Source organism: Streptomyces sp. a15 (assembly GCF_059026085.1).
The window spans coordinates 31,490-55,981 of sequence record NZ_JBWLKM010000001.1 but is presented as its reverse complement, the minus strand read 5'-3'; the positions used below and the strand labels follow the sequence as shown (position 1 = coordinate 55,981).

At 69.8% G+C, this 24,492-nt stretch carries 22 protein-coding genes and 1 pseudogene; 11 read left to right on the top strand and 12 right to left on the bottom strand.

The features are described 5' to 3' along the window. Positions 1–42: 42 nt before the first annotated feature. From AC5P09_RS00255 to solA, 10 genes are all read right to left on the bottom strand, one after another. Positions 43–765: a M50 family metallopeptidase gene (locus tag AC5P09_RS00255; RefSeq protein ID WP_307677214.1), complete on the bottom strand. Its 723-nt coding sequence runs from the start codon at positions 763–765 to the stop codon at positions 43–45. Between the two features lie 242 nt (positions 766–1,007). Then, a complete protein-coding gene (locus tag AC5P09_RS00250; protein WP_493871846.1) occupies positions 1,008–1,991 on the bottom strand; it encodes a D-2-hydroxyacid dehydrogenase in 984 nt (327 codons plus the stop codon). Position 1,992: 1 nt separating this feature from the next. Beyond that, the gene (locus tag AC5P09_RS00245; protein WP_493872287.1) at positions 1,993–3,444 is read right to left on the bottom strand and encodes an NAD-dependent succinate-semialdehyde dehydrogenase; all 1,452 of its coding nucleotides are present in this window, start codon (positions 3,442–3,444) and stop codon (positions 1,993–1,995) included. 49 nt (positions 3,445–3,493) lie between these two features. Then, on the bottom strand, positions 3,494–4,774 hold the full coding sequence (locus AC5P09_RS00240; RefSeq protein ID WP_493871845.1) for an NAD(P)/FAD-dependent oxidoreductase: 1,281 nt from the start codon (positions 4,772–4,774) through the stop codon (positions 3,494–3,496). A gap of 129 nt (positions 4,775–4,903) precedes the next feature. Next, positions 4,904–5,743, bottom strand: coding sequence for an ABC transporter permease (locus AC5P09_RS00235; RefSeq protein ID WP_493871844.1), 840 nt, complete (start codon positions 5,741–5,743; stop codon positions 4,904–4,906). After that, positions 5,740–6,639: an ABC transporter permease gene (locus AC5P09_RS00230; protein WP_493871843.1), complete on the bottom strand. Its 900-nt coding sequence runs from the start codon at positions 6,637–6,639 to the stop codon at positions 5,740–5,742. The genes AC5P09_RS00235 and AC5P09_RS00230 overlap by 4 nt, the downstream gene beginning before the upstream one ends. A 3-nt stretch (positions 6,640–6,642) precedes the next feature. Continuing rightward, complete coding sequence (locus AC5P09_RS00225) at positions 6,643–7,809, bottom strand: ABC transporter ATP-binding protein (protein ID WP_493871842.1); 1,167 nt, start codon at positions 7,807–7,809, stop codon at positions 6,643–6,645. Then, positions 7,802–8,902: an ABC transporter substrate-binding protein gene (locus AC5P09_RS00220; RefSeq protein ID WP_493871841.1), complete on the bottom strand. Its 1,101-nt coding sequence runs from the start codon at positions 8,900–8,902 to the stop codon at positions 7,802–7,804. The genes AC5P09_RS00225 and AC5P09_RS00220 overlap by 8 nt, the downstream gene beginning before the upstream one ends. Before the next feature lie 197 nt (positions 8,903–9,099). Then, positions 9,100–9,774, bottom strand: a complete 675-nt coding sequence (locus AC5P09_RS00215) for a haloacid dehalogenase type II (protein ID WP_493871840.1) — start codon at positions 9,772–9,774, stop codon at positions 9,100–9,102. A 154-nt stretch (positions 9,775–9,928) separates the two neighbouring features. Further along, on the bottom strand, positions 9,929–11,065 hold the full coding sequence (gene solA / locus AC5P09_RS00210; RefSeq protein ID WP_493871839.1) for an N-methyl-L-tryptophan oxidase: 1,137 nt from the start codon (positions 11,063–11,065) through the stop codon (positions 9,929–9,931). 267 nt (positions 11,066–11,332) lie between these two features. Between solA and AC5P09_RS00205 the strand changes: the two genes are divergently transcribed. Beyond that, positions 11,333–12,955 (top strand): PucR family transcriptional regulator, encoded by a 1,623-nt coding sequence (locus tag AC5P09_RS00205; protein ID WP_493871838.1) that lies wholly within the window; start codon positions 11,333–11,335, stop codon positions 12,953–12,955. A gap of 121 nt (positions 12,956–13,076) precedes the next feature. Here the strand turns inward: AC5P09_RS00205 and AC5P09_RS00200 are convergent. After that, positions 13,077–13,175, bottom strand: a pseudogene (locus tag AC5P09_RS00200) (LuxR C-terminal-related transcriptional regulator); the annotation flags it as partial. A 336-nt stretch (positions 13,176–13,511) separates the two neighbouring features. Between AC5P09_RS00200 and AC5P09_RS00195 the strand changes: the two are divergent. From AC5P09_RS00195 to AC5P09_RS00150, 10 genes are all read left to right on the top strand, one after another. Next, positions 13,512–14,327, top strand: a complete 816-nt coding sequence (locus AC5P09_RS00195; protein ID WP_493871837.1) for an SOS response-associated peptidase — start codon at positions 13,512–13,514, stop codon at positions 14,325–14,327. Position 14,328: 1 nt separating this feature from the next. Further along, the gene (locus tag AC5P09_RS00190; RefSeq protein ID WP_493871836.1) at positions 14,329–14,994 is read left to right on the top strand and encodes an alpha/beta hydrolase family protein; all 666 of its coding nucleotides are present in this window, start codon (positions 14,329–14,331) and stop codon (positions 14,992–14,994) included. Between the two features lie 258 nt (positions 14,995–15,252). After that, positions 15,253–15,939, top strand: a complete 687-nt coding sequence (gene sigR, locus AC5P09_RS00185) for an RNA polymerase sigma factor SigR (protein WP_493871835.1) — start codon at positions 15,253–15,255, stop codon at positions 15,937–15,939. Continuing rightward, complete coding sequence (gene rsrA / locus AC5P09_RS00180; RefSeq protein WP_266433986.1) at positions 15,936–16,247, top strand: mycothiol system anti-sigma-R factor; 312 nt, start codon at positions 15,936–15,938, stop codon at positions 16,245–16,247. The genes sigR and rsrA overlap by 4 nt, the downstream gene beginning before the upstream one ends. A gap of 130 nt (positions 16,248–16,377) precedes the next feature. Beyond that, positions 16,378–17,718: an HD-GYP domain-containing protein gene (locus AC5P09_RS00175; RefSeq protein ID WP_493871834.1), complete on the top strand. Its 1,341-nt coding sequence runs from the start codon at positions 16,378–16,380 to the stop codon at positions 17,716–17,718. Next, positions 17,715–18,962: an HD-GYP domain-containing protein gene (locus AC5P09_RS00170; RefSeq protein ID WP_493871833.1), complete on the top strand. Its 1,248-nt coding sequence runs from the start codon at positions 17,715–17,717 to the stop codon at positions 18,960–18,962. Before AC5P09_RS00175 ends, AC5P09_RS00170 begins: the two co-directional genes overlap by 4 nt. A gap of 104 nt (positions 18,963–19,066) precedes the next feature. Further along, a complete protein-coding gene (locus AC5P09_RS00165) occupies positions 19,067–20,047 on the top strand; it encodes a tetratricopeptide repeat protein (protein ID WP_266433980.1) in 981 nt (326 codons plus the stop codon). 75 nt (positions 20,048–20,122) lie between these two features. Beyond that, a complete protein-coding gene (gene def, locus AC5P09_RS00160; protein ID WP_493871832.1) occupies positions 20,123–20,773 on the top strand; it encodes a peptide deformylase in 651 nt (216 codons plus the stop codon). A gap of 292 nt (positions 20,774–21,065) precedes the next feature. Further along, complete coding sequence (gene cyc1, locus AC5P09_RS00155) at positions 21,066–22,151, top strand: epi-isozizaene synthase (protein WP_493871831.1); 1,086 nt, start codon at positions 21,066–21,068, stop codon at positions 22,149–22,151. After that, entirely contained in the window at positions 22,148–23,518 is a 1,371-nt protein-coding gene (locus AC5P09_RS00150; protein WP_493871830.1) for a bifunctional albaflavenone monooxygenase/terpene synthase, read from the top strand. The genes cyc1 and AC5P09_RS00150 overlap by 4 nt, the downstream gene beginning before the upstream one ends. 4 nt (positions 23,519–23,522) lie before the next feature. Here AC5P09_RS00150 and AC5P09_RS00145 read toward each other — a convergent pair whose 3' ends face one another. Further along, on the bottom strand, positions 23,523–24,488 hold the full coding sequence (locus AC5P09_RS00145) for a helix-turn-helix domain-containing protein (protein ID WP_493871829.1): 966 nt from the start codon (positions 24,486–24,488) through the stop codon (positions 23,523–23,525). Between the last annotated feature and the right edge of the window lie 4 nt (positions 24,489–24,492).

The window sequence follows — 24,492 nt, the reverse complement described above, 5'->3', positions numbered from 1 at the left end:
AGCCGCACATCGATACGGCCCCGCGCCTCTGACGGGGAGTTCTCACCCCTCCAGGAGCCAGCGGCCCCCGCCTATCAACGAACAGAGCGACACGGCGTGGAACAGGAACAGCCACAGCCCCGCCGGAACATGCGTCAGCCGCGACAACTGGTCCGCGTCCGAGTCCCCCGCCCCGCCCCGCGACCGCTTCGCCTGGAGCTCGAACGCCGGACGCACCCCGCCGATGAGCAGGAACCACACCACCGCGTACGCGAACGCCGCCTGTACCTGTGGTCCCGTCAGCCAGGACACCACCACGAAGGTGCCGCCGGTGAGGACGACGGTCAGGGCGCCGTACGCGTTGCGGATCATCACCAGCATCGCCACCAGCAGGAGCGTCGCCAGCCAGAGCAAAGCGGTGATGTGGCCGGCGCCGAGGAGGGCGGCGCCGCCGAGGCCGAGGAGCGGGGGAGCGGTGTAGCCGGAGGCCGCGGTGAGGATCATGCCGATGCCGTGCGGCTTGCCGCGGCTGACGGTGAGGCCGCTGGTGTCGGAGTGGAGGCGTATGCCCGTCAGGGTGCGGCCGGTGAGCAGGGCGATCAGGCCGTGGCCGCCCTCGTGGGCGATGGTGATCGCGTTGCGCGCGATGCGCCACAGGACGTGCGGGACGACCACGGCGAGGGCGGCGACGAGAGTCGCGATCACCACCCACAGGTCGGGGTCGGGCTGGGAGCCGAAGACCTCGTCCCAGAGGGAGGCGAGCGAGTCGGATGCGGTGGTGTGCATTGTCGGCGGAGGCTCCCGTGGGTGTCGTCGAATCTGGCAGTGTGGCACGTATGTGCGGACGGTATCTGAGACGCCGATGTAGCAGCGATCGTTCCTGGCAGCAAATGTGCAGGTCACAGCGTTAGAGCCCCGGAGTGATCCGGGGCTCTTGCTCTACCCGTGCTGACTGTGGCCCGTCTGTCCCTTTTGCGCGCGGCCGGCACCGCTGCGGTGCCGGCATCTGTCCAGACTGGAGCCCCAGTTCAGCCGGAGTGGGTCTCGTCCACCACGTACCCTCGCCGCTTGTCGACGACATTGCGCAGGGGGCGGCCCTCGATGTGGCGGGTGAGGTTGTCGAGGAACACCTCGATGAGTGCCTCCCGCTCGCTCGTGGTCTCGCCGGCCGTGTGCGGGGAGATCATCACGCCGGGCATGTCCCACAGGGGCGACCGGGCCGGCAGTGGCTCCTGGTTGAAGACGTCCAGGGCGGCCCCGGCGAGTCGGCCGTCCGCGAGGTGGTGGATGAGCGCCTCCTCGTCGACGAGGCTGCCTCGGCCGACGTTGATCAGCCGAGCTCCGGTCTTCATCGCCGCCAGCGCGGACGCGTCGACCATGCCCCGGGTGGCCTTGGTGAGGGGGGCGGCCAGGACGACGTAGTCCGCCTCCCCCAGCGCCGTGCGCAGGGTCGTACGGCCGTGCACCGTACCGAAGTCGGGGTCGTCGCTTCGGGCCGTTCGCCCGGCGCCGCACACCCGCATGCCGACGGCGCGCAGCTGCCGGGCGATGGCGCGGCCGATGGGGCCCGTGCCCCAGACCAGGGCGGCGCGTCCGGTGATGCTGTCACTGGGACGGGGACGCCATTCGCGACGCTGCTGGTGTTCCCAGGTGCCGGGGAGGTCCTTGGCCAGGGCGAGGATCAGGCCGAGTACGTATTCGGCGGTCGGCTGGTCGTAGACGCCTCGCGCGTTGGTCAGGGTGACGCCCGGGTCGTCGACGAGGGCGGGGAAGAGGAGGGAGTCCACGCCTGCGGAGGACGCGTGGACCCAGCGAGGCGCCTTCTCCGGGTTGTCGGGCCATGACTCGCGGATGGCCGGGGTGATCGTGACCCAGGCCAGGAGGGCGTCCGCGCCGGGGAGGAGCAGGGGCAGCTCCTCCTCGGTCGCGTAGACCGTGTCCGCGAGCCGCTCGATGAGTCCTGTGGCGGGAGGCCGGCTGCCGCGGTACAGGACGACGAGTCGGTCGGGCATGTCAGGCTCCGGTGGGGACGGCGATGTACTTGTACTCCAGGAACTCGTCGATGCCGACGCGTCCGCCCTCGCGGCCGAGGCCGGACTGCTTGACGCCGCCGAAGGGGGCGGCGGGGTTGGAGACGAGGCCGGTGTTGAGGCCGATCATGCCGCTTTCGAGGCGTTCGCTGACGCGCAGGGCGCGGTCGAGGTTCTGGGTGAACAGGTAGCTGGCCAGGCCGCGGTCGGTGTCGTTGGCGGCGGCGACGGCTTCGTCCTCGTCGTCGAACGTGATGATGGCGGCGACCGGGCCGAAGACCTCCGTGTCCATGATGGCGGCCTCGGTGGAGACGTCGGCGAGCACGGTGGGCGGGTAGAAGCAGCCGGGGCCGTCGGGGAGTTCGCCACCGGTGAGCACCTTGGCTCCACGCTTGACGGCGTCGCGCACCAGCTCGTCGGCCTTGCTGCAGGCCGCGTCGTCGATGAGGGGGCCGACGTCGGTGCCGGGTTCGGTGCCGGGGCCGACGGTGAGGGCGGCCATGCGGGCGGTGAGACGGGAGGTGAACTCGTCGGCGACGGAGGTGTGGACGAAGATGCGGTTGGCGGCGCAGCAGGATTCGCCCATGTTGCGCATCTTGGCGACCATCGTGCCTTCGACGGCCACGTCGAGGTCGGCGTCGTCGAAGACGATGAGGGGGGCGTTGCCGCCGAGTTCGAGGGAGGTGCGTACGACGGTGTCGGCGCACTGGGCGAGCAGGAGGCGGCCGACCTGGGTGGAGCCGGTGAAGGAGAGTTTGCGGATCTGTCCGCCGCGCAGGAGCGGTTCGACGACACCGGCGGCGTCGGTGGTGGTGACGATGTTCAGCACACCGTCGGGCAGGCCCGCCTCCTTGAGGATGGCGGCGAGTGCGAGGGTGGACAGGGGGGTCTGGGGGGCGGGCTTGAGGACGATGGTGCAGCCGGCGGCGACGGCGGGGCCGATCTTGCGGGTGCCCATGGCCAGGGGGAAGTTCCAGGGGGTGATGAGCAGGCAGGGGCCGACGGGCTGGCGGGTGACGAGGAGGCGGTTCTTGCCGTCGGGGGCGGTGGTCATACCGCCGTCGATGCGTACGGCTTCCTCGGAGAACCAGCGGAAGAACTCGGCGGCGTAGGCGACTTCCGCACGTGCCTCGCCCAGGGGTTTGCCCATCTCCAGGGTCATGAGCAGGGCGAGTTCTTCGGTGCGGCTGATGATGATGTCGTAGGCGCGGCGCAGGATCTCGCTGCGGGCGCGGGGCGGTGTCGTGGCCCAGGCGGCCTGGGCGGCGACCGCGGCGTCGGCGGCACGCCGGCCGTCGGCGCGAGAGGCGTCGGCGACCTGGCACAGCTCCTCGCCGGTGGCGGGGTTGTCGACGGACAGGGTCCGGCCGGACTCCGCGTCCTGCCAACTCCCGCCTATGTAGAGCTGCTTGGGAACGTCACGGATCACGGGCATGGTCATGGCGTGTTTCTCCTTCTGAGGAATGTGCAGGGGTGCCGCGCCGTCAGCGAATGCGGTCCAGCGTCCGGTAGTAGGCGCCCGCGAAGGGCAGGAACCAGGCGGTGCCGTTGTAGAGGGGGATGCGGGGCGGGGCGATGTCGCGGACCGGGCTGACCTCGGGGTGACCGTCCATCACCTCGGCCATGACCTGCCCCATGTGCGTGGCCATCTGCACGCCGTGGCCCGCGTATCCCATGGAGTAGTAGACGCCGTCCTCGGTCTGCCCGGCGTGCACGATGCGGTCCATCGCGAAGCCGACGGAGCCGCCCCACACGTACTCGATCTTGGTCCGGGAGAGTTGGGGGAAGACCTCGCACATCTCACGGAACAGGACCTGCCCGCTCTTCTTGTCCGAGGTGGGGTCGGACGGTGCGAAGCGGGCGCGGCCGCCGAACAGCAGCCGGTTGTCCGGGGTGAGCCGGAAGTAGTGGCAGACCTTGTTGGAGTCGACGAGGAGGCGGCCCTTCGGGATGATGTCCCGGGCGAGCTCCTCACCGAGCGGCTCGGTGACGATGATGAAGCTGCCCACGCAGACCTGCTGGCGGCGCAGCCACGGGAAGTTCTTGTCGGTGTAGGCGTCGGTGGCCATCATGACCTGCCCGGCGCGGATCACACCGCGCTCGGTGCTGACCTCGAAACGGCCGGCGGCAGTGCGCTGCACGCCGATGGCAGCGTTGCGCTCGTGGATCTCGACACCGGTGCGCTCGCACGCATCGGCCATGCCGCGCACGAAGCGGCCGACGTGCAGTGCGGCGCTGAGCGGGTCGAGCAGGCCGCCGTGGTAGGCGTCGGATCCGATCTCGGAACGCAGCTCGGACTTGCCGATCAGTGTGGTCTCGTGTCCGAAGTACTTGGCCAAGTCGTGCTGTTGGGCCTTCTTGCTCTCGAAGTGCGCGGGGCGGGATGCGACGCCCAGGCGTCCGACGCGACGGAACTGGCAGTCGATGGACTCCTCGTTCACAAGCCGCTCGACGGTGTCCACGGCCTCGCCGTAGGAGTTGTAGATCTCGCGGGCCCGTTCGAGTCCGTACCGGCCGATGGCCTGCTGTACGCCGATGGTGAAGCCCAGGTTGGCCATGCCGCCGTTGCGCGCGGAGGCGCCGGTCCCGATCTGGCTCTTCTCGACGAGTGTGACACGGGCGCCCTTGCGGGCGGCGTGCAGGGCGGTCGACAGGCCGGTCAGGCCGGCGCCGACGACCACCAGGTCGGTGTCTTCGGAGAGCGGTTTGCCGGAGCGGTCGGGGAACGACCCGGCGGTCTCTACCCAGTACGGGATCGTCTTCATTTCGGACTCCTGCGGGAGGGATGTAGGGGACCCGGCTGGGCACACACGGGGGTGCCCGGCCGGTGGCTCTGTCAGCAGCCCGGCAGCGCTCGGCCGGCGCGTTCAGGTTGGGGAGCTGGGGCGGGGAGGTCAGGCGAGGGGTTCGGCGGGGAGGACGCCTTCGCCGTTGCGGTGGCCGCCGAGTTTGCGGACGAGGGCGACCAGGGCGAGGGCGAGGATCGCGAGGGCGATGAGGACCGCGCTGACCGCGGTGACGGTCGGGTCGACGTCGAACTGGAGGGCGTTGAAGACCAGCACCGGCAGCGTTCGGGTGTCGGGTGTCGACATGAACTGGGCGATGAAGAACTCGTCGAAGCTGGTGATGAACGAGAACACGGCGGCGGCGATGAGACCGGGTGTGGCCAGCGGGAAGGTGATGCGCCGGGCGATGGTCATCCGGCTGGCGCCCATGCTGGCCGCCGCGTCCTCCAGTCGCTCGTCGATGCCGCGCAGGGTCGAGATCAGGATGAGGATGGCAATGGGTGCGGCGAGCACGGTGTGTCCGAGGGCGATCGCGAGGGGGCTGCCGAGCATCCCGGCCGGTTCGAAGAACAGGAACATGCCGAGCGCGATGACCACCTGCGGTATGAGCATCGGGGCCAGGACGAGGCCGTAGACCGCTGCGTGCAGGGGGAGACGGCCGCGGGCCAGGGCCGTGGCGGCGGTGGTTCCCAGGATGAGGGAGAACACCGTGGTCAGCGCCGCGACCAGGCTGGACAGGGCGATGGAGGTGGCCCAGTTGCCGCCGGGCGCGACCATCTGCTCGTACCAGCGGGTGCTGTACTGCTCGGGCGGGAAGGTACCGATGCCGTCGGCCCCGAAGGAAGTCACCAGGATGATGACGATGGGCATCGCGAGGAAGAGCAGGATCGCGGTGGCGCCGAAGGCGCGGGCGATGTGTCCGGCTCGGGTGGCGGGCAGTTCCATCATGAGCTGCCTCCTGCGGCCGTCTTCTTGCGGCGGAGCTTGGCCAGGCCGAGCACGCCCAGGCCGGCGAAGGTGAGCAGGAGCAGGATGACGCCGAAGGCGGCCGCCGAGTTCCACTGGTCCTGCTTCATCACCTGCTGGTCGATGAGCGCGGCCACGACGGTCTGGTGGTCGCCGCCCATCAGCGCCGGGGTGATGTAGTAGCCCAGGCACAGGATGAAGCTCAGCAGACCTGCCGTACCCACACCCGGTGCGACCAAGGGCAGATAGATGCGGCGGAAGATGGTCAGCCGGGACGCGCCGAACCCTGCCGCCGCGGCCAGCAGCCTGCGGTCCACACCCCGCATCACACCCTGCAGCACCAGGACGGTGTACGGGAGCATCACGGAGGTGGTGCCGATGACGACACCGGTCTCGTTGTAGAGCATTGAGTACGGCGCGCCCGGGACGTGCAGGGATGTCAGCAGCGTGTTGATCAGGCCGTGTTCACCGAGCATGATGATCCACCCGTAGGTGCGTACCAGGGCACTGATGAAGTGCGGCACGACCACGATCAGCATCGCCAGGGCGGCGAACACCGGCCGCATGCGGGCGATGGCGTGGGCCAGGACGAACCCGACCAGCAGGCTGAGCACGGCCGTCTCGGCAGAGATCCGCACGGTGGACATCAGTACCGAGAGGTTCACGCCGCTCAGCGCGTCGGCATACCAGTGCAGGGTGAAGCCGCCGGTCTCGCCCTTCAGGCTGAGGGAGAGCACGCCGATGATCGGGTAGACGAACATCACCAGCAGGAACACCGTCACCGGGACGGCGTTGACCAGCGCGAGCCGGGAGCGGTGCCCGCGCATCGCGGACGTTTTCACGCGCACCTTGGCGGGTGCGAGAGCGGTGCCGGCCACGGCTCACCCCCCGTCCGTCTCGTCGAAGACACTGATGTCGTCGCGGTCGGCGGTGACGCAGACCCGCTCCCCCACGCGCGGCGGGGTCTGGGCCGTCTCGATCCGCAACGGAGGCGTGCCGGGCGCGGCGCCGTTCAGACGGACGGTGATCCGGGTCAGCGAACCCACGTACACCGCTGTTTCGACCGTGCCGGAACAACAGCTCTCCTCGGCACTGACCAGGCGGAGCTTGCCCGGTCGGACTGCGGCCCGGACCCGCTGTCCCGGAATGCACGGGTGCGCGCGGGCTTTGAGGACGCCGCCGGTGTCGAGGCGCACCGTGGTGCATCCGTCCTCTCCACCGTCCTCCACCTTCCCGGTGAAGAAGTTGGCGGCGCCGAGGAAGTCGGCGACGAAGGGCGTGCACGGACGTTCGAACAGGGCGCGCGGGGTGTCGAACTGCTCGATACGACCGTCTTTCATGATCGCGATGCGGTCCGACAGGACCAGCGCCTCTTCCTGATCGTGCGTCACATAGATGACGGTCAGGCCGAGTTCGCGCTGGATGGACTTGATCTCGGTCTGCATCTGGTCGCGCAGCTTCTTGTCCAGCGCGCCCAGCGGTTCGTCCATGAGGACGATCGGCGGTCGGTAGACCAGGACCCGGCACAGCGCGACACGCTGCTGCTGGCCACCGGAGAGTTCGCGGGGCTTGCGGCCGGCGAACTTCGACAAGCCCGCCGCCTCCAGGGTCTCCCCGACCCGGCGGCGGATCTCCGCCTTCGCCACCCCCCGCAGCTGCAGGGGGAAGGCGACGTTCTCCGCGACGGTCATGTGCGGGAAGAGCAGGTACTGCTGGAAGACGAAACCGAAGTCACGCTTGCCCGGGTTGAGCCCGGTGATGTCACGACTGTCGACTTCGATGGTGCCGGAGTCGGGCTCGGTGAACCCGGCCAACATCATCAGCGTGGTCGTCTTGCCGGAACCCGACGAGCCGAGGAAGGTGACGAACTCACCCGCCGCGATCTCCATGTCGACACCGTCGACCACCGTCGTCCCGCTGTAGGACTTACGCAGCCCCGTCACCGACAGGGATTTACCCGTCAGCGAGGAGGAGCGAGGGGCCAGGGCAGCGGCGAGGTCGTCGGCGGACAGCTTTCCGGCGGCCAGACTCTGGGTCCGCTCAGGCATCGGACCACTCCTGCCAGCGCTTGGTGACGGCGTCACGGTTCTTGTCCCACCAGGCCACATCGGCGTCGAACCCGGTCTTCAGGTTCTTGGGCGAGGTCGGCAGCGTGGCCAGGACGTCGTCCGAGAGCAGCTTGGTGGCGGCGGCGACGACCGGGCCGCCCGCGCCCGGGTTGAGCTTGGCGAACCCCGCCTGGATCTCGGGGCGCAGTGAGAAGTCGATCAGCTTGTAGGCCGCGTCGGTGTTGCCCGCGCCCTTCGGGATGCCCCAGCCGTTGGTCATCCTGCGGGCGCCGTTCCACTGGTAGGCGACCGGCTGCCCCTGCTTGATCAGCTCATCCGCGCGGCCACCCCAGATGCTGGTCATGACGACCTCCTTGCGGCCGATCAGGACCGCCGGCAGGGCGCCGGTGTTCCAGAACTTCTTCACATCACCGCGGATCCGCGACATTGCTGCGAACGCCCGGTCGACGTCCAGCGGGTAGAGCTTGTCCAGCGGAACCCCGTCGGCGAGCAGCGCGAACTCCAGCTCCGGCAGGTCGACCTCCGCGCTCTGCAGCGAGCGCGGGCCGGCGAAGGAGTCCGTGTTCCAGAAGTCGGCCCAGCTCTTCGGGACACGCTTCAGGCTGTCCGTGCGGTACGCCATCACGCTCGCCCACACGTTCTTGCCGACCGCGTGCTCCGCCAGTTGAGGCTCCGCGATGCCGGCGCCCTTGACACTCTTCAGCCGGTCGTAGTCCACCGGCTCCAGACACTCCAGACGCGCCATCTTCTGGAAGGTCAGCAGCCCGTTGTCCATCAGGTCGACCTGCGGACGGCCCTGCTTGACCTGCGCGATGACCTGCGCCGACTGGTAGTTGACTGTGGTGACCGTGATACCCGTCTCTTTGGCGAACGGCTCGTAGATCGCCTTGGTCAGAGCGTCGTTGTAGACGCCACCGCTGTTGCTGACGACGAGACTCTTCTTGCCGCCGCCCGAAGAGCCGCGGCTTTCGCCGGTGCCCATCAGGGTGCCGCAGCCGGTCACTGCGGTGGCAGCGGCTACTGCGCCTGCGGTGCGGAAGAGGGTTCTGCGTCCTATCCGGTTGCCTTCCATGGCGGTGCCTCCTGGAGATCGCTGGGGATACGGGGAACCCGTGATGCGGGGACGTACGGGTCCCGGACGGGGGACGTGGGACGTGGGACGCCGTAGGTCGGCGGACGGAATCGCGCAGGGCTCACAGGGGGCCGCGCGAGACCTGGGGAAGACCGAGAAGAAAGTGCTGCGTTGTGCGCGTGTGCTGGGGGGCCGCGTCAGATGCCGAGCATGCGGTTGAGGTCGTCCAGGGACTTCACCGGCACGTAGTCGTAGCCGTGGGTCACCGGGTCGTAGCCACGGTCCAGGAGGATCAGGTTGCGGAAGCCCATGTCGTGCATCGGCATCAGGTCGTAGCGGGTGTGCGAGGAGACGTGCACGAAGTCCTCGGGGGACGCGTCGAGCTGGTCGAGCATGTACTCGAACGCGGCGTATCGGGGCTTGTAGTAGCCGGCCTGCTCCGCGGTGTAGACCGCGTGGAAGTCCGCCCCGAGCCGGGGCACGCTCTCCTCGAGGAAGGAGTCGTCGGCGTTGGACAGGATCACCAGCTTGTAGTGCTCGCCCATCTTCTTCAGCGGTTCCGGCACGTCGGCGTGGGGGCCCCAGCTGCGGACGCCGTCGGCGAACCGCTTGCCCGCGTCCGGGGCCGCCTTGAGGCCCCACTTGCGGCAGACCCGCTCGAAGGAATCCTGCAGCACCTGCTCGTAGGCGTAGTACTGGCCGCGGACCTGGTCGTAGCGGTAGCCGCGGAACTCCCGTACGAACTGGTCCCACTGCTCAGCGGGGATCTGGTCGCCGACGAGCTCACGCGTGATGGGGGTGATCGGGTACTCGATCAACGTGCCGTAGCAGTCGAACGAGACGTACTTCGGGCGGAACGAGGGATTGCTCATGAAGGTGCTCCACTCTTGTGCTTGGGGGAACTGGATATGGCCGGTTCACGGCTCGACCGTTTTCAGGCATGCCCATGACGGTTTTTTCGGAGTTGTGCGACGAGTCCTGCCGAGCGGTCCCCCATGGGCTCGGCGGGGTCGAAGTGACCGTGGATCAGGCGACGCCGACCCCGGCCGGTGCGAGGAAGCCGACGGGATGATCCGTGGTGCCGTTGAGCGCCAGGTCGGCGGCGATCTCTCCCATGGCAGGCGAGAGCTTGAAGCCGCTGCCGGAGAATCCGGCCATCACGACGATGTCGTCCTCGCCGGGCAGATGACCGACGAGCGGGTTTCCGGACTCGGTGTAGCCCTCCATGTAGACCGACAGCCTGATGGGGTCGGGGTTCAGGTCGGGCATGAGTTCACGGATGAGGTCGCCGAAGGTGGCGAGTTCCCCGGGGCGGACCGTACGGTCGAGCCGTTCGGGCTCGGGCACCGGCAGATAGCGTGCGAGGGAGAGGCCGAGCTTGACGGAGATGCCGTCGGGGGACGGAAGCCCGTAGCAGTCGTGGGGTGTGCTGCGTACGAAGGCGGGGGCGCCGCCCGCGAACCAGTCGTGGCGGGTGGGGAGGTGCCAGGAGCTGATCAGCCGGCGGATGTCGACCGACCGCGGAAGGTCCGGGAGCAGCGTGTTGATCCACGGACCCACCGTGACCACCGCGGCGTCCACGTGGTCGGTGCCGTGGTCGGTGACGATGTGCACGCCTCCGCCGGGCGCGGGCGCGACCTCCCGCACCGGGGTGTAGCGGTGCAGCCGGGCGCCCAACTGTTCGGCGCGGGTGGCGGCGGCCTGGATCGACGCCTCGGGCCTGATGACGGCGCCCATCCGGTCGAGTACGGCGGTGTGTCCCTCGGGGAGGCGATGCTGGGGGTAGCGGCGGGTGAGGTCATCCCGGTCCAGCACCTCGTGGTCCAGATCATGGATGGCACTGGAGGCGAGCAGGGTGCGCATGGACGGTGAGGTGGTTTCTCCCATGATCAGGCAGCCGCTGCGGCGTCGCAGCGAACGGCCCGTCTCCTCCTGGAGCTGGTCCCACATCCGGTTCGCGAGCCGCAGCAGCGGAACGTACCCGGGTTCGCCGAGGTGGGCGGCGCGGAAGATGCGGGTCTCGCCTCCGGCCGCACCGCGGTCGTGACCTGGCGCGTACCGGTCGTAACCGATGACCTCGGCACCGCGGGCCGCCAGGCGCCACATGGCCTGGCTGCCCATGCTGCCGGCACCGATCACGGCGACACGCTTCCGGGTGCGCATGAGTCGCTCCTTTCGCCGAGGGCGGCGTGGGTGGCAGTCGTGGATCCAGCACCTGCGGCCGGTCGGATCCGGCCCTGCTGGGGATGCCATTCACTCTGGCCGCGGCCGATCCTGCAGGTCAACGCACACTCTGTTCCGCGTTGGGGCCTTCTTGAGACGGTCTGTCGCAGCGGAGGAACCGGCTCCGGGAGTTAACAGCACCCCTCTTGCCACGGTGATGGCCCGGTGCGAAGGTGTCCCCCGATCCCTCGGAGAAAAGCACTCCCTATGCCGCCGAAACGGCCCTCAACCGGGCACTTCCTCACCATCGCGGAGGTTCTGCGCCTCCCTGTGCTCGTCGAAGGGCTGCCGCGCGTCCTGGCCGGTGAGTCAAGGCTGGACCGCGCGGTGCGGTGGGTGCATGTCACCGAGCTGCTCAATCCGGCAGACTTCCTGGAGGGCGGCGAGCTGGTGCTGACGACCGGCATGCCGTATCCCGAGGACGCCTCGAAGCTGCGTGACTACGTCGACCAGCTCGCCGACGTCGGCGCGGTCGGCCTGATCCTGGAACTCGGCCACCGCTACCAGAAGGTGCCCGACGAGCTGGTCGCCGCCTGCCGCGCACGCGAGCTGCCGCTGGTCGAGCTCGCCCGCGGCGTCCGGTTCATCGACGTGACCCAGACGGTGAACGCCCTCATCATCGACGCCCAGGGCGCGCTGCTGCGCCGCGGCAGGGAGATCCAGGACATCTTCACCGCCCTGACGCTGCGGGGCGCGGCTCCCGAGGAACTGGTGCACACCACCGCGGAGCTCACCGGAGCCCCCGTGGTACTGGAGGACCTCACCCACCGGGTCCTGATGTGTGAACTGCTCGGCCGGCCGTACGAGCCGGTGGTGTCGGCCTGGTCCCGGCGTTCCCGGGCCGCGCCGACCCTGGAGAAGATCGCGCCGAGCGGCCCGGAGGGCTGGCTGATCGCCCCGGTGGAGGACCACCACGGGCTGTGGGGACGGCTCATCCTGCTGGACGGCCGGCAGAGCCCGGAGCCCGACCCGGAACACGTCCTGGTGCTGGAACGTGCGGCGGTCGCCCTGACCATGGCGCGTCTGGCCGGATCGGCATGGTGGGAGCGCCGGGCCCACCGCTCCGTGCTGCGGGACCTGTGCGAACGGCGTTTCCGCTCCCCCGCCGACGCCCGCGCCCGAGCCGAGGCGCTGGGGCTGCCGGCCTTCGGGCACCGCCTCTTCGCCGTACTGATCCGCCACACACGTACTGGCGCCGAGGGCGACCAACTCGACGAACGGATCGCGAAGGAACTGGCGAAGACCGGCATCCGTGCACTGGTCGGCGAGACTGCCCCGGGTCGGATTGGCATCCTCCTCGCGCTGGCGCAGGCCAGCGCCTGGCAGCCGGTCGCCGAGCGGATCGGTCGCCTGGCGCGCGAGGAGCTCGGCCCCGACTCTGTCGTCGCCGTCGGTCCCGGCGTGACCGACTTGTCGGGGATCGCCCGGTCATGGCAGGAGGCCGAGCAGACCGCCCAGGCCATCACGCCGGCATCCCTGGACCGGTGGTTCTACGTCCCCGCCGACATCGAACTGCCGGAACTCCTGGGCGTACTGCGGGACGACACCCGTCTCCAGCGGTACGCGGAACGGCAGCTGACCCGCCTCGTGGAACACGACGACCGCAATGGCGGCGACCTCCTGTCCGCGCTGCGCGCCTATCTGACGGCAGCCGGAAACAAGTCGGTCGCGGCGAAACGGGCCGGCATGTCCCGGCAGGCGTTCTACCAGCGCCTCCACACCATCGAACGGCTCCTGGGATGCGATCTGGAATCGGGCCTGGAACGCACCTCCCTGCACGTCGCGGTGCTGGTCCTGGACTCGCGGGGACCGGCGGCTCCCGGCGCGTGACATGCGACGGACAGAGACCGGTGTGAATCAGGCTTCGCCCGCCTGGTGGACGAGGACGGCGATCTGTGTGGTTCTCCAGGCCCAGCCTGGTGATGATGCGGCTGATGTGGACCTTCACGGTGGCCTCGCTCATGGGGAGCGTTCGGGCGATCTCCGCGTTGGCGGCTCCGGTGGCCACGGCGGCGGCCACCTCCCGTTCCCGGCCGGTGAGCCGGGACATTTTCCCTTTGGCCTCGGCGGCTTTGCTGCCCGCTCCGGTGGCGAAGCGGTTCAGCAGCCTGACGGCCGGAGCGAGGATCGCGGTTCACCGAGAACAGGAAAAGTGAGGTCAACGGCGTCCCGATGTACTTCGCCGCGGCCCTTCTCGCCCTGTCCGTGATCGGCCCGTGGGTGGTCGGTGCGGGCGACGGGGGTCGGGATGCCGAAGCGGGGATCGGTGCGCCGAACGGTCTGCCATTCTTGGACGTGTCCCGGGGGCTCGACACAAGAGCATCAAGGAGACGGCGGACACGTACGGGCAGATCTGGCGTTTGCGCAGGTCGGAGGGGTGCTACAGATGTGCGGACGGTATGCGGCGAGTCGTGGGCCCGAGGACCTCGCAGGAATCTTCGAAGTCGAGAAGTGGGAGCCCGAGGAGGCCCTGGCGCCCGATTACAACGTGGCCCCGACCAAGGAGGTCTACGCCGTACTGGACCGCCCTCTCAAGGACGTGGAGGACCCGAAGCCGGTTCGACAGCTGCGCAGGCTCAAGTGGGGACTCGTGCCGTCCTGGTCGAAGACCCCCGAGGGCGGCGCCCGGATGATCAACGCCCGTGCGGAGACCGTCCACGAGAAGCCGTCGTTCCGCCGCGCCTTCGCCACCCGGCGCTGCATCATCCCCGCCGACGGCTACTACGAGTGGGTCACCGGCACGCAGGAGCGGGACCTGGAGGTCGAGGGCAGGAAGAAGCGGCCGCGCAAGCAGCCGTACTTCGTGCTCCCCGCCGACGGGTCGGTGTTCGCGATGGCCGGGCTGTACGAGTTCTGGCGGGACAAGACGCTGCCCGACGACCACCCGCACGCCTGGTGGGTGACGTGCTCGGTGATCACCACGGAGGCGGAGACGACCCCGCTGGCCGTCGCCCCGGCGGACGGGCCGCACGTGCTCGCCGACATCCACCCGCGGATGCCCCTGATGCTGACCCCGGACCGCTGGGACACCTGGCTCGACCCGTCCCGCACGGACCCGCACGACCTGCGCGAGCTCCTCGCCCCGCCGCCCGCCGGGCTGATGCGCGCCTTCCCCGTCTCCACGGCCGTCAGCAATGTCCGCAACAACGGACCGGAGCTGCTGAAGGAGCTGGAGGGCCCCGAAGAGGGCACACTCTTCTGACGTGACGAAAGCAACGAACGTGACCAATGTGACCAGCGGCACGGAAGAGACCGTCGAGACCGACGCCGGTACCGCCCGCATCACCTGGCACAAGGCGAAGAAGCCCCGGCTGCTGCTCGCCGTCAGCCATGGAGCCGGCGGCGGCATCGGGGCCCGCGACCTCCAGGCCCTCGCCCACGCCCTCCCGGAGCACGGCGTCACCGTCGCCCTCGTCGAGCAGCCCTGGCGGGTGGCGGGGAAGAAGATGGCGCCCGCGCCCAAGACCCTCGACCTCGGCTGGCGCGGGCTGTGGCCCGCCCTCGCCGAGCCCGGCCTCCCGGTGATCTCCGGCGGCCGCAGCGCCGGCGCCCGCGTCGCCTGCCGTACGGCCGTCGAGCTCGGCGCGCATGCCGTCCTCGCCCTCAGCTTCCCGCTGCACCCGCCGGGCCGGCCGGAGAAGTCCCGCGCCGAGGAACTGCTCGGCGCGGGGGTGCCCACGCTGGTCGTCCAGGGCGGAAACGACCCGTTCGGGAAGCCGGAGGAGTTCCCGAAGGGGGCGTACGAACTGATCGAGGTGCCGTACGGCGATCATGGCTTCGTCGTGCCGAAGCGGGCGGGAATCGGCCAGGAAGAGGCTGTGAGAGTCGTCTCGGACGGTGTCGCGAGGTGGACCCGGTCACTCGGGTAAAGCTTCGGGAATGTTGAGCGGAGGACCTCTGTTGAGGCGGACAGAAGTGCTGAGGAAACCGGCACCGACGTCGTACGAGAGGAAGTCCGCCGCATGGGTTCGACCTACTGCCCGAGCCGCAGCAGCCGTGCCGACCTGGACTGGACGGTGCTGCACGCGGCCAAGGCTGCTCCTATTCGGGCGGCGGGCGGACCGGATCGTGTTCTATCCTCCGATTCTGGTGGGACCGGTCTCGGTCCTGCCCGGAATCTTGAGGAGGTGGGTCCGGTTCCCGGTACCGACGCAGGGACCGAACAAGGCCAGGCGGAGCAGCCCGAGGGCCAGGGCAGCACGAGCGCGGAGTCGACCGCGGAGCGCAGCGCGCGCTTCGAGCGGGACGCGCTCGAGTTTCTCGACCAGATGTACTCGGCGGCGCTGCGCATGACGCGCAACCCGGCCGACGCCGAGGACCTGGTGCAGGAGACGTATGCCAAGGCGTACGCGTCCTTCCACCAGTTCCGTGAGGGCACGAACCTCAAGGCGTGGCTGTACCGCATCCTCACCAACACGTTCATCAACTCGTACCGCAAGAAGCAGCGCGAACCCCAGCGCTCGGCGGCCGAGGAGATCGAGGACTGGCAGCTCGCGCGTGCCGAGTCGCACATGTCGACCGGTCTGCGCTCCGCGGAGTCGCAGGCGCTCGACCATCTGCCCGACTCGGACGTGAAGTCAGCGCTGCAGGCGATCCCCGAGGAGTTCCGCATCGCCGTCTATCTCGCGGACGTAGAGGGCTTTGCGTACAAGGAGATCGCGGACATCATGGGGACACCCATCGGTACGGTGATGTCCCGGCTGCACCGGGGCCGCCGTCAACTGCGCGGCATGCTCGAGGACTACGCCCGCGAGCGCGGACTGGTCCCGGCCGGCGCCGGAGAGTCGAACGAAGCGAAAGGCTCGGGCTCATGAGCTGCGGAGAGCCGCACGAGACGGACTGCAGTGAGGTACTCGACCATCTCTACGAGTTTCTCGACCGGGAGATGCCGGACGCCGACTGCACCAAGTTCGAGCACCACTTCGAGGAGTGCTCGCCGTGCCTGGAGAAGTACGGCCTGGAGCAGGCCGTGAAGAAGCTGGTCAAGCGGTGCTGCGGACAGGACGACGTGCCGACCGACCTGCGTTCCAAGGTCATGGGGCGGATCGAGCTGATCCGCTCCGGGCAGACCGTGCCCGAGCATGACGTGACAGCGACCCAGGTCACCCCGCAGGAGTCCTGAACTCCCGCCCGGGAACGGGCTGTCGTCACTCGAACGTGCTAATCCGCGGGTTATCGGCCCGCGGACTCCCCCCGCCCCGCCTTAGGCTCCGGACGCTGGACAGTCATGGCCGGGCTCGGGGGAGGGGCGTATGGAGGCGATTCCGGCACGGGCGCGGGTGTACGTGGCCTGTGTGGTCCTCGGTGCCCTGTGCTGTCTGCTCCCCCTGCCCACCGTGCGAACGCCCTGGTGGGCGGTCCTGCTGCTCGCCGTGCTGTACGCCGGCTGCGAGCGGGTCGCCGCCCGGTGGCGGTTCACCGGCACGTTCTACCCCGTGCTGCTCGCCGGCGCCTTCCTCCTGCCCCCGCCCGCCGCCGCACTGGTGGCGGTGCCGGGGGCGCTGCTGTCCGGGGTCGAGCAGCGGCCGCGATGGCTGCGCCGACTCTGGCGGGCCGCCCAGCTCGTCGTCAGCGTGTGGGTGGCCGCCCGGGTGCACGGGGCGCTGGACGGCCGGGACGCCGTCGGCACCTCCGACTTCCCGTACGCCCTCGCGCCGGCCGGGGCCGCGGTGCTGGCGTTCTGCCTGGCCCTGACCGTCCTTGACGGGGGGATCCTGGCGTTCGCCGTGGGGGCACCGCCCGCGCCTTCAGGGCAGCGGGGGAGGGTGCCGGTGCGGCGGGCCTGGCGGGGGCTGTTCGTACGGTCGCTCGCGCCCGTCGTCGTGCACGGGCTCGCCGGGCTGATGATGGCCGTGCTGTGGCGCAGCCCGTACGGGCCCGTCGCCGCGCTGCTCGTGCTGCTGCCGATGTGCGTGTCCTGGTGGGTGTTCGCCCAGTACCACCGGGAGCGGGCCGCCCATCAGGCGACGATCCGGGCGCTCGTGCAGGCCGTCGACATCAAGGACGGGTACACGCGCGGGCACAGCGAGCGGGTCGGGCAGGCGTCGATGATGATCGCGCGCGAGCTGGGGATGCCCGACGAGCGCGTCGAGGTACTGCGGTTCGCCGGGATCCTCCACGACGTCGGGAAGTTGGGGGTCCCCACCCGGTTGCTGCGCAAGGACGGTCCGCTGACTCCCGAGGAGCGGCGGGTGATCGAACTGCATCCCGAGTACGGGCACGAGATGGTGCGCGGGATCTCCTTTCTCGGGGAGGCCCGCGCGGCGGTGCTGCACCATCACGAGCGGCTGGACGGGAGCGGCTATCCGTACGGACTGGTCGGGGGCCAGATCCCGGAGTCGGCCCGGGTGGTGGCGGTGGCGGACGCCTTCGACGCGATGACCTCGACGCGCTGCTACAGCAGGGCCCGGCCCGTTCCGGTCGCCCTGGAGGAGCTGGAGCGGTGTGCGGGGACGCAGTTCGACCCCCGGATGGTGACGGCCCTCGTCCGCGCCCTGAGCCGGTACGGCTGGTGCCCGGCCGTCACCGCGGACGAGGCTCGCCCGCCGCGTCCCCGCCCCTCGGCCCCCAGCAGGCCGGGAGCGCGTCGATGAGCGGATGCCGGCCCCCTCTGCTCCTCACCCTCGTCCACGCCTCCGCCGCCCTCCTCGCCGCCGTCTGTCTCGCCACCACCCTCTGGACCGGCCTCGACGAGCGGGGTACGGCCCTCGCCTTCGGGGTGCTGGTCACCGTCGGCGAGCTGTCCCGGTGGACCGGGGCGCAGGTCAGGGAGGCCGCGCCGCTCGGGGCCGCGGGGGCGTTGTCGTACGCCCTGCTGGGCGCGGACGCGGGGGAGCCGACGCAGCACGGTGTGGCACAGGTCGTCACCGTCGTCCTCGCCGCCGCCCTCCTCGGCAGCGTGCCGCACATCGCGCGGGGCCAGCGCGGGACGCTCGACCATCTCGCCCGGCGGGTGCTGACCGTCGGCTTCGCGGCCGTCTGCTTCCAGCCCCTGTACAACCAGGGCACGGTCAGCGGCTGGGTCGGGCCCGCCCACGCCCTGCTGCTGCTCACGTTGCTCGCCCTCACCGCGCTGTGCGACGCCGTGCTCGCCGCCGCGCTCGCGCACTCCCGTACCCGGTGGCCCTTCGCTCCGCTGCTGCGGGACGAGCTGCGGGCGCTGCTGGGGATCGGGTCCGCCGTGTGTGCGACGGGGGCCGTGATGGCGCTCGCGGTCGCCGTGGTGGGGCTGTGGGCGCTGCCCGTGTTCTCGCTGCCCCTGCTGCTCACCCAGATGTCCTTCCGGCGGTACGCGGCCGTCCGGGCCACCTACCGGCAGACCATCGCCTCCCTCGCCCGGGCCACCGAGATCGCCGGGTACACCCCGGCCGGGCACGCCCGCCGGGTCGCCGCGCTCGGGCAGGCCGTCGGGCGGGACCTGGGGCTCACCGAGCCGGAGCTGACCGTGCTGGAGTACGCGGCCCTGATGCACGACATCGGGCAGCTCAGCCTCGTCGATCCGGTGCCGGCGGGCGCCACGGCCGGGCTGCCCGCGCAGGAGCAGCGCCGGATCGCGCTGCTGGGCGGGGCCGTCGTACGGCAGACCGGGGTGAACGCGCAGGTGGCGATGGTCGTGGAGCGGCAGGCCGACCCCTGGCGGGAGCAGCCGGTCGCCGCGCGGGTGGTGCGGGCCGTGAACGCGTACGAGGAGAAGGCCCGGGACGCGGGGCCCGGCGGGCCGCTGACGGCGCTGGAGGAGCTGCGGCTGGCGACCGCGGACGAGTACGCGCCCGAGGTCGTCGAAGCGCTGGCCCGTGTCCTGTCACGGGACTGTCTGACCCTCCCCCTCGCTGGGTAACCCATGGGTAATGAGCGCCCTTCCAGCCGTACGTGGTTGGATGCGAAGAAGAGGGTGTCCGGGGGCACAGCCAGCCCACTGAACGGAACTGGCAGGCGGGAATCGTGAGGATCTTCGGCAAGGGACGGCACCGGCCCTCCGCCTCTTGGCGGCAGGCCACCGACCGTGCGTTCACGCTGATCGGGGACGGTCGGTACGAGGACGCGGGGGCGCTGCTGACACGCGCCGCCGACCTGGAGCCCTGGCTGTCCGAGTCCTGGTTCAACCTCGCCCTCCTGCACAAGTTCCGGCACGACTGGGAGCAGGCCCGGGCGGCCGGTCTGCGGGCCGTGGCCCTGCTCGACCGGGAGACCGGCGCACCTGACTGGTGGAACGTCGGCATCGCGGCCACCGCCCTGCAGGACTGGCCGCTGGCGCGCCGGTCCTGGCAGGCGTACGGCCTGCGGGTGCCGGGCGGTGCCACCGCCTCCGGCGAGCCGGTCGGCATGGACCTTGGCAGTGCGGCCGTACGGCTGTCCCCCGAGGGCGAGGCCGAGGTGGTGTGGGGACGCAGGCTGGATCCCGCGCGGGTCGAGGTGCTGTCCATTCCGCTGCCGTCGTCCGGGCGGCGCTGGGGCGAGGTCGTGCTGCACGATGGTGTGCCCCACGGGGAGCGGACCACCGCCGCCGGGCACTCCTACCCGGTGTTCGACGAGATCGAGTTGTGGGCGCCCTCGCCCGTGCCCACCTGGGTGGTCCTCCTGGAGGCCGCCACCGAGGCCGACCGGGACGCCCTGGAACAGCTGGCCGCCGACGCCGGCTTCGCTGCGGAGGACTGGTCCTCGTCCGTACGGCTGTTGTGCCGGATGTGCTCCGAGTCCCGGATGCCGTCCGACGAGGGCGACGGCGAGCATCTCGACCCGCACGACCACAGCGAGCCGGGGCATCCGGGGCCGCTCGGCCATGTCACGGACGGGCAGCTGTGGGTGCCGGAGCGGGAGTGCGGGGTGGCTGCGCCGGCTTCGCTGGTGCGGGGGCTGCTGGACGGGTGGGTCGCGGACAGCCCGGATTCTCGTGACTGGCGGGACCTGGAAGAGGTCTGCTGAGGCCGTGCCGCCTCGCCGACCCCTTTAGGCTGTACTCGCAGAATTCCCAGGCATGCAGGAAGGCATACGTCGGTCATGGCGCAGCAGGACACCGATCAGCAGCACGCGGGCGTGCTTCCCGTGGACGACGAGGGCTTCGTCATCGACACCGAGGACACCGAGGAGCGCGAGAACGCCTGGCGTGAGCGCGGCACCTCGCGGCCCATCACGGTGGTCGGGAACCCGGTGCTGCACAAGGAGTGCCGGGACGTCACCGAGTTCGGCGCGGAGCTGGACCAGCTGGTCGCGGACATGTTCGCCTCGCAGCGCACCGCCGAGGGCGTGGGCCTGGCCGCCAACCAGATCGGCGTCGACCTGAAGGTCTTCGTGTACGACTGCATGGACGACGAGGGCAAGCGGCACGTCGGTGTCGTCTGCAACCCGATCCTCGTCGACCTGCCCGCGGACAAGCGCCGGCTGGACGACAGCAACGAGGGCTGTCTGTCGGTGCCCACCGCGTACGCGCCGCTCGCCCGGCCGGACTACGCCGAGGTGACCGGGCAGGACGAGAAGGGCAACCCGGTCAAGCTGCGCGGCACCGGCTACTTCGCTCGGTGTTTGCAGCACGAGACGGATCACCTGTACGGGTACCTCTACATCGACCGGCTCTCCAAGCGCGAACGCAAGGACGCGCTGCGGCAGATGGCCGAGAACGAGCCCCGCTACCCCGTGGTCGCCAACGACTGAGTGCTCTGCCGCCTCACAACTCCCTTACGCACGGCGTCTGGTCAGGAACACCCCCTGACCAGGCGCCGTTCGTCTGTCCTTCGCACATTCGATCGCTTGCGCTCTCTTAGTGATCCAAATCCAGACACACAAGGGGAGAATCTCAGCACTGTGGGCTAGTGAATGGAGCAAATCCGTTCCCAGAACGGTCAGTTGTAGGGCTGAATGGGATGAGCGGGGATACGCAACGGGCGCACGCCCGGCACAACGGGAGAGGTGTGTGCGCCAACTGGCGGCTGGAAGGGGTTTGTTCGTGCCTGCTTTCCCACACAGCACCACATCGACACCGACGGCGATCGCGGTTCCACCATCGCTCTCTCTCCAGGTGATCGAGGCAGCGTTTCCCAGGCAACTTCATCCGTATTGGCCCAGGCTCCAGGAGAAGACCCGTACCTGGCTCCTGGAAAAACGGCTCATGCCGGCGGACAAGGTGGAGGAATATGCCGATGGCCTGTGCTACACCGACCTCATGGCGGGGTACTACATCGGCGCCCCCGACGAGGTCCTCCAGGCGATAGCGGACTACAGCGCGTGGTTCTTCGTCTGGGACGACCGCCACGACCGTGACATCGTGCACCGCCGTCCGGCCGCCTGGCGGCGGCTCAGGTTCCGTTTGCACGCGGCCCTCGACTCCCCACACCACCATCTGCACCACGAGGACGCACTGGTCGCCGGGTTCGCGGACAGCGTGGCGCGGCTGTACTCGTTCCTGCCGCAGACCTGGAACGCCCGGTTCGCCCGGCACTTCCACGAGGTGATCGAGGCCTACGACCGGGAATTCCGCAACCGCACCGAAGGCGTCGTCCCCACGGTCGAGGAATACCTCGCGCTGCGGCGGCTCACCTTCGCGCACTGGATCTGGACCGATCTGCTGGAGCCGAGCGCCGGCTGCGAACTCCCGGACGGCGTGCGGAAACACCCGGCATATCGGCGGGCGGCGCTGCTCAGCCAGGAATTCGCCGCCTGGTACAACGACCTCTGTTCGCTCCCCAAGGAAATAGCGGGCGACGAGGTGCACAATCTCGGAATCAGCCTCATCACCCACCAGGGGCTGACTCTGGAAGAGGCGATCGCCGAAGTCAGGCGACGGGTCGAGGAATGCGCGTCGGAATTCCTCGTCGCCGAACGGGACGCCTTATGTTTCGCCGACGACCTCGCCGACGGAACGGTACGCGGAAAGGAACTGAGCGCCGCCGTGCGGGCCTGTGTCTGCAACATGCGGAACTGGTTCAGCACCGTCTACTGGTTCCACCACGAGTCCGGCCGGTACATGGTCGACAGCTGGGACGACCGGTCCACGCCCCCGTACGTCAACAACGAAGCGGCAGGTGAGAAATGACCGTCGAATCTGTGAAGCCCGCGGCCCCGGAGGCCCGGGAACTGCGCGAGCCGCCCCTGGCGGGCGGCGGTGTCCCCGTCCTCGGCCACGGCTGGAAGCTGGTGCGCGACCCGCTCAGCTTCATGGCCCGGCTGCGCGACCACGGCGACGTCGTACGCCTGAAGCTCGGCCCCAAGACGGTGTACGCCGTCACCGCCCCGGCCCTCACCGGAGCAATGGCGCTGAGCACCGACTACATCATCGCCGGCCCGCTGTGGGAGTCGCTGGAGGGACTGCTCGGCAAGGAGGGCGTGGCCACCGCCAACGGGCCCACGCACCGACGCCAGCGGCGCACCATCCAGCCCGCCTTCCGGCTCGACGCCATCCCCGCTTACGGGCCGATCATGGAGGAGGAGGCGCATGCGCTGACCGAGCGCTGGAAGCCCGGCGAGACCGTCGACTGCACCTCGGAGTCCTTCCGGATCGCGGTGCGCATCGCGGCCCGCTGTCTGCTGCGCGGCGACTTCATGGACGAGCGCGCCGAGCGGCTGTGCGTCGCCCTCGCCACCGTCTTCCAGGGCATGTACCGGCGGATGGTGATTCCCGCGGGACCGCTCTACCGGCTGCCGCTTCCGGCCAATCGCCAATTCAACCGCGCCCTGGCCGATTTGCATCTCCTCGTCGACGAGATCGTCGCCGAGCGGAGGGAATCTGGTCAAAGGCCGGACGATTTGCTGACGGCATTGCTGGAGGCGAAGGACGAGAATGGCGAGCCCATCGGGGAACAGGAGATCCACGACCAGGTCGTCGCCATCCTCACACCCGGGAGCGAAACCGTCGCGTCCACGATCATGTGGCTGCTCCAGGTCCTCGCGGAACATCCGGAACACGCGGACAGGGTGTGCGCGGAAGTCGAATCCGTCACCGGCGGGCGCCCGGTGGCATTCGAGGACGTCCGTGCACTCAGGCACACGAACAATGTCGTCGTCGAAGCCATGCGCTTGCGGCCCGCCGTATGGATTTTGACGCGACGGGCGGTGCGCGACACCGAACTCGGCGGGTATCGCATTCCGGCCGGTGCCGACATCGTCTACAGTCCGTACGCGATCCAGCGCGACGGGCGGTCCTATGCGGACAACCTGGCGTTCGACCCCGACCGTTGGCTTCCCGACCGGGTCAAGGACGTGCCCAAATACGCCATGAGCCCGTTCAGCGTGGGCAATCGCAAGTGCCCCAGCGACCACTTCTCGATGGCCCAGCTGACGCTCATCACGGCGGCGCTGTCGGCGAAGTACCGCTTCGAGCAGGTGTCCGGTTCCGACGACGCGACCCGGGTGGGGATCACCCTGCGTCCGCAGCGGCTGCTGCTGAAGCCGGTCCCCCGGTGAGAGGTCAGGCCGCCTCGGGGCCCCGGAACGTGCGCCGGTAGGCGTTCGGCGTGGTGCCCACCGACCGGACGAACTGGTGCCGCAGCGCGGCCGCGTTCCCGAACCCTGTTCGACCGGCTATCGCGTCCACCGTCTCGTCCGTCGCCTCCAGCAGCCGCTGGGCCAGCAGCACGCGTTGGCGCAGGATCCAGCGGTAGGGAGTCGTACCCGTCTCCTGCTGGAAGCGACGGGCGAAGGTGCGCGGGGACATGTGGGCACGGTCGGCGAGCTGCTCGACGGTGACCTCCTCGTCGAGGTGCTGCTCCATCCACACCAGCACCTCGCCGACGGTGTCGCACTGCGACCGGGGCAGCGGCCGCTCGATGTACTGCGCCTGCCCGCCGTCCCGGTGCGGCGGTACGACCATCCGCCGGGCGATCTTGTTGGCGACCTCGGGCCCCTGCTCCTTGCGCACGATGTGCAGACAGGCGTCGATACCGGCGGCGGTGCCGGCCGAGGTGATCACCGGGTCCTCGTCGACGTACAGCACGTCCGGCTCGATGATCGCCCCCGGATAGCGCCGGGCCAGCTCCTCCGCCTGCCGCCAGTGCGCACTGCACCGCCGGCCGTCCAGCAGCCCCGCCGCGCCGAGCACGAAGACGCCCGAGCAGACGCTGAGCACCCGGGCGCCGCGGTCGACGGCCCGGACCAGGGAGTCCAGGAGCTCGGGCGGATAGTCACGCGTGACGTAGTCGCTCCCGGCCGGCACGGCGATCAGATCGGCCTCCTCCAGCCGCTCGAGGCCGTACGGCGTGGAGACGGTGAGGCCGCCGACGTGCGTGCCCAGCGAAGGGCCCTCCGCCGAGACGACCGCGAAGTCATAGGCGGGCAGGCCCTCGTCGCGGCGGTCGATGCCGAAGACCTCGCAGACGACGCCGAGTTCGAAGGGATGCACGCCGTCGAGCAGGACGGCGGCCACGTTGGTCAGCATGCTG

Coding starts and splice junctions, on each gene's coding strand:
- AC5P09_RS00145 (WP_493871829.1), bottom strand. CDS start 24,488: ATGCTGACCAACGTGGCCGCCGTCCTGCTCGACGGCGTGCATCCCTTC.
- AC5P09_RS00175 (WP_493871834.1), top strand. CDS start 16,378: ATGGAGGCGATTCCGGCACGGGCGCGGGTGTACGTGGCCTGTGTGGTC.
- AC5P09_RS00250 (WP_493871846.1), bottom strand. CDS start 1,991: ATGCCCGACCGACTCGTCGTCCTGTACCGCGGCAGCCGGCCTCCCGCC.
- AC5P09_RS00150 (WP_493871830.1), top strand. CDS start 22,148: ATGACCGTCGAATCTGTGAAGCCCGCGGCCCCGGAGGCCCGGGAACTG.
- AC5P09_RS00205 (WP_493871838.1), top strand. CDS start 11,333: ATGCCGCCGAAACGGCCCTCAACCGGGCACTTCCTCACCATCGCGGAG.
- AC5P09_RS00195 (WP_493871837.1), top strand. CDS start 13,512: ATGTGCGGACGGTATGCGGCGAGTCGTGGGCCCGAGGACCTCGCAGGA.
- AC5P09_RS00240 (WP_493871845.1), bottom strand. CDS start 4,774: ATGAAGACGATCCCGTACTGGGTAGAGACCGCCGGGTCGTTCCCCGAC.
- AC5P09_RS00235 (WP_493871844.1), bottom strand. CDS start 5,743: ATGATGGAACTGCCCGCCACCCGAGCCGGACACATCGCCCGCGCCTTC.
- AC5P09_RS00220 (WP_493871841.1), bottom strand. CDS start 8,902: ATGGAAGGCAACCGGATAGGACGCAGAACCCTCTTCCGCACCGCAGGC.
- AC5P09_RS00245 (WP_493872287.1), bottom strand. CDS start 3,444: ATGCCCGTGATCCGTGACGTTCCCAAGCAGCTCTACATAGGCGGGAGT.
- AC5P09_RS00255 (WP_307677214.1), bottom strand. CDS start 765: ATGCACACCACCGCATCCGACTCGCTCGCCTCCCTCTGGGACGAGGTC.
- rsrA (WP_266433986.1), top strand. CDS start 15,936: ATGAGCTGCGGAGAGCCGCACGAGACGGACTGCAGTGAGGTACTCGAC.
- def (WP_493871832.1), top strand. CDS start 20,123: ATGGCGCAGCAGGACACCGATCAGCAGCACGCGGGCGTGCTTCCCGTG.
- AC5P09_RS00225 (WP_493871842.1), bottom strand. CDS start 7,809: ATGCCTGAGCGGACCCAGAGTCTGGCCGCCGGAAAGCTGTCCGCCGAC.
- AC5P09_RS00170 (WP_493871833.1), top strand. CDS start 17,715: ATGAGCGGATGCCGGCCCCCTCTGCTCCTCACCCTCGTCCACGCCTCC.
- AC5P09_RS00215 (WP_493871840.1), bottom strand. CDS start 9,774: ATGAGCAATCCCTCGTTCCGCCCGAAGTACGTCTCGTTCGACTGCTAC.
- solA (WP_493871839.1), bottom strand. CDS start 11,065: ATGCGCACCCGGAAGCGTGTCGCCGTGATCGGTGCCGGCAGCATGGGC.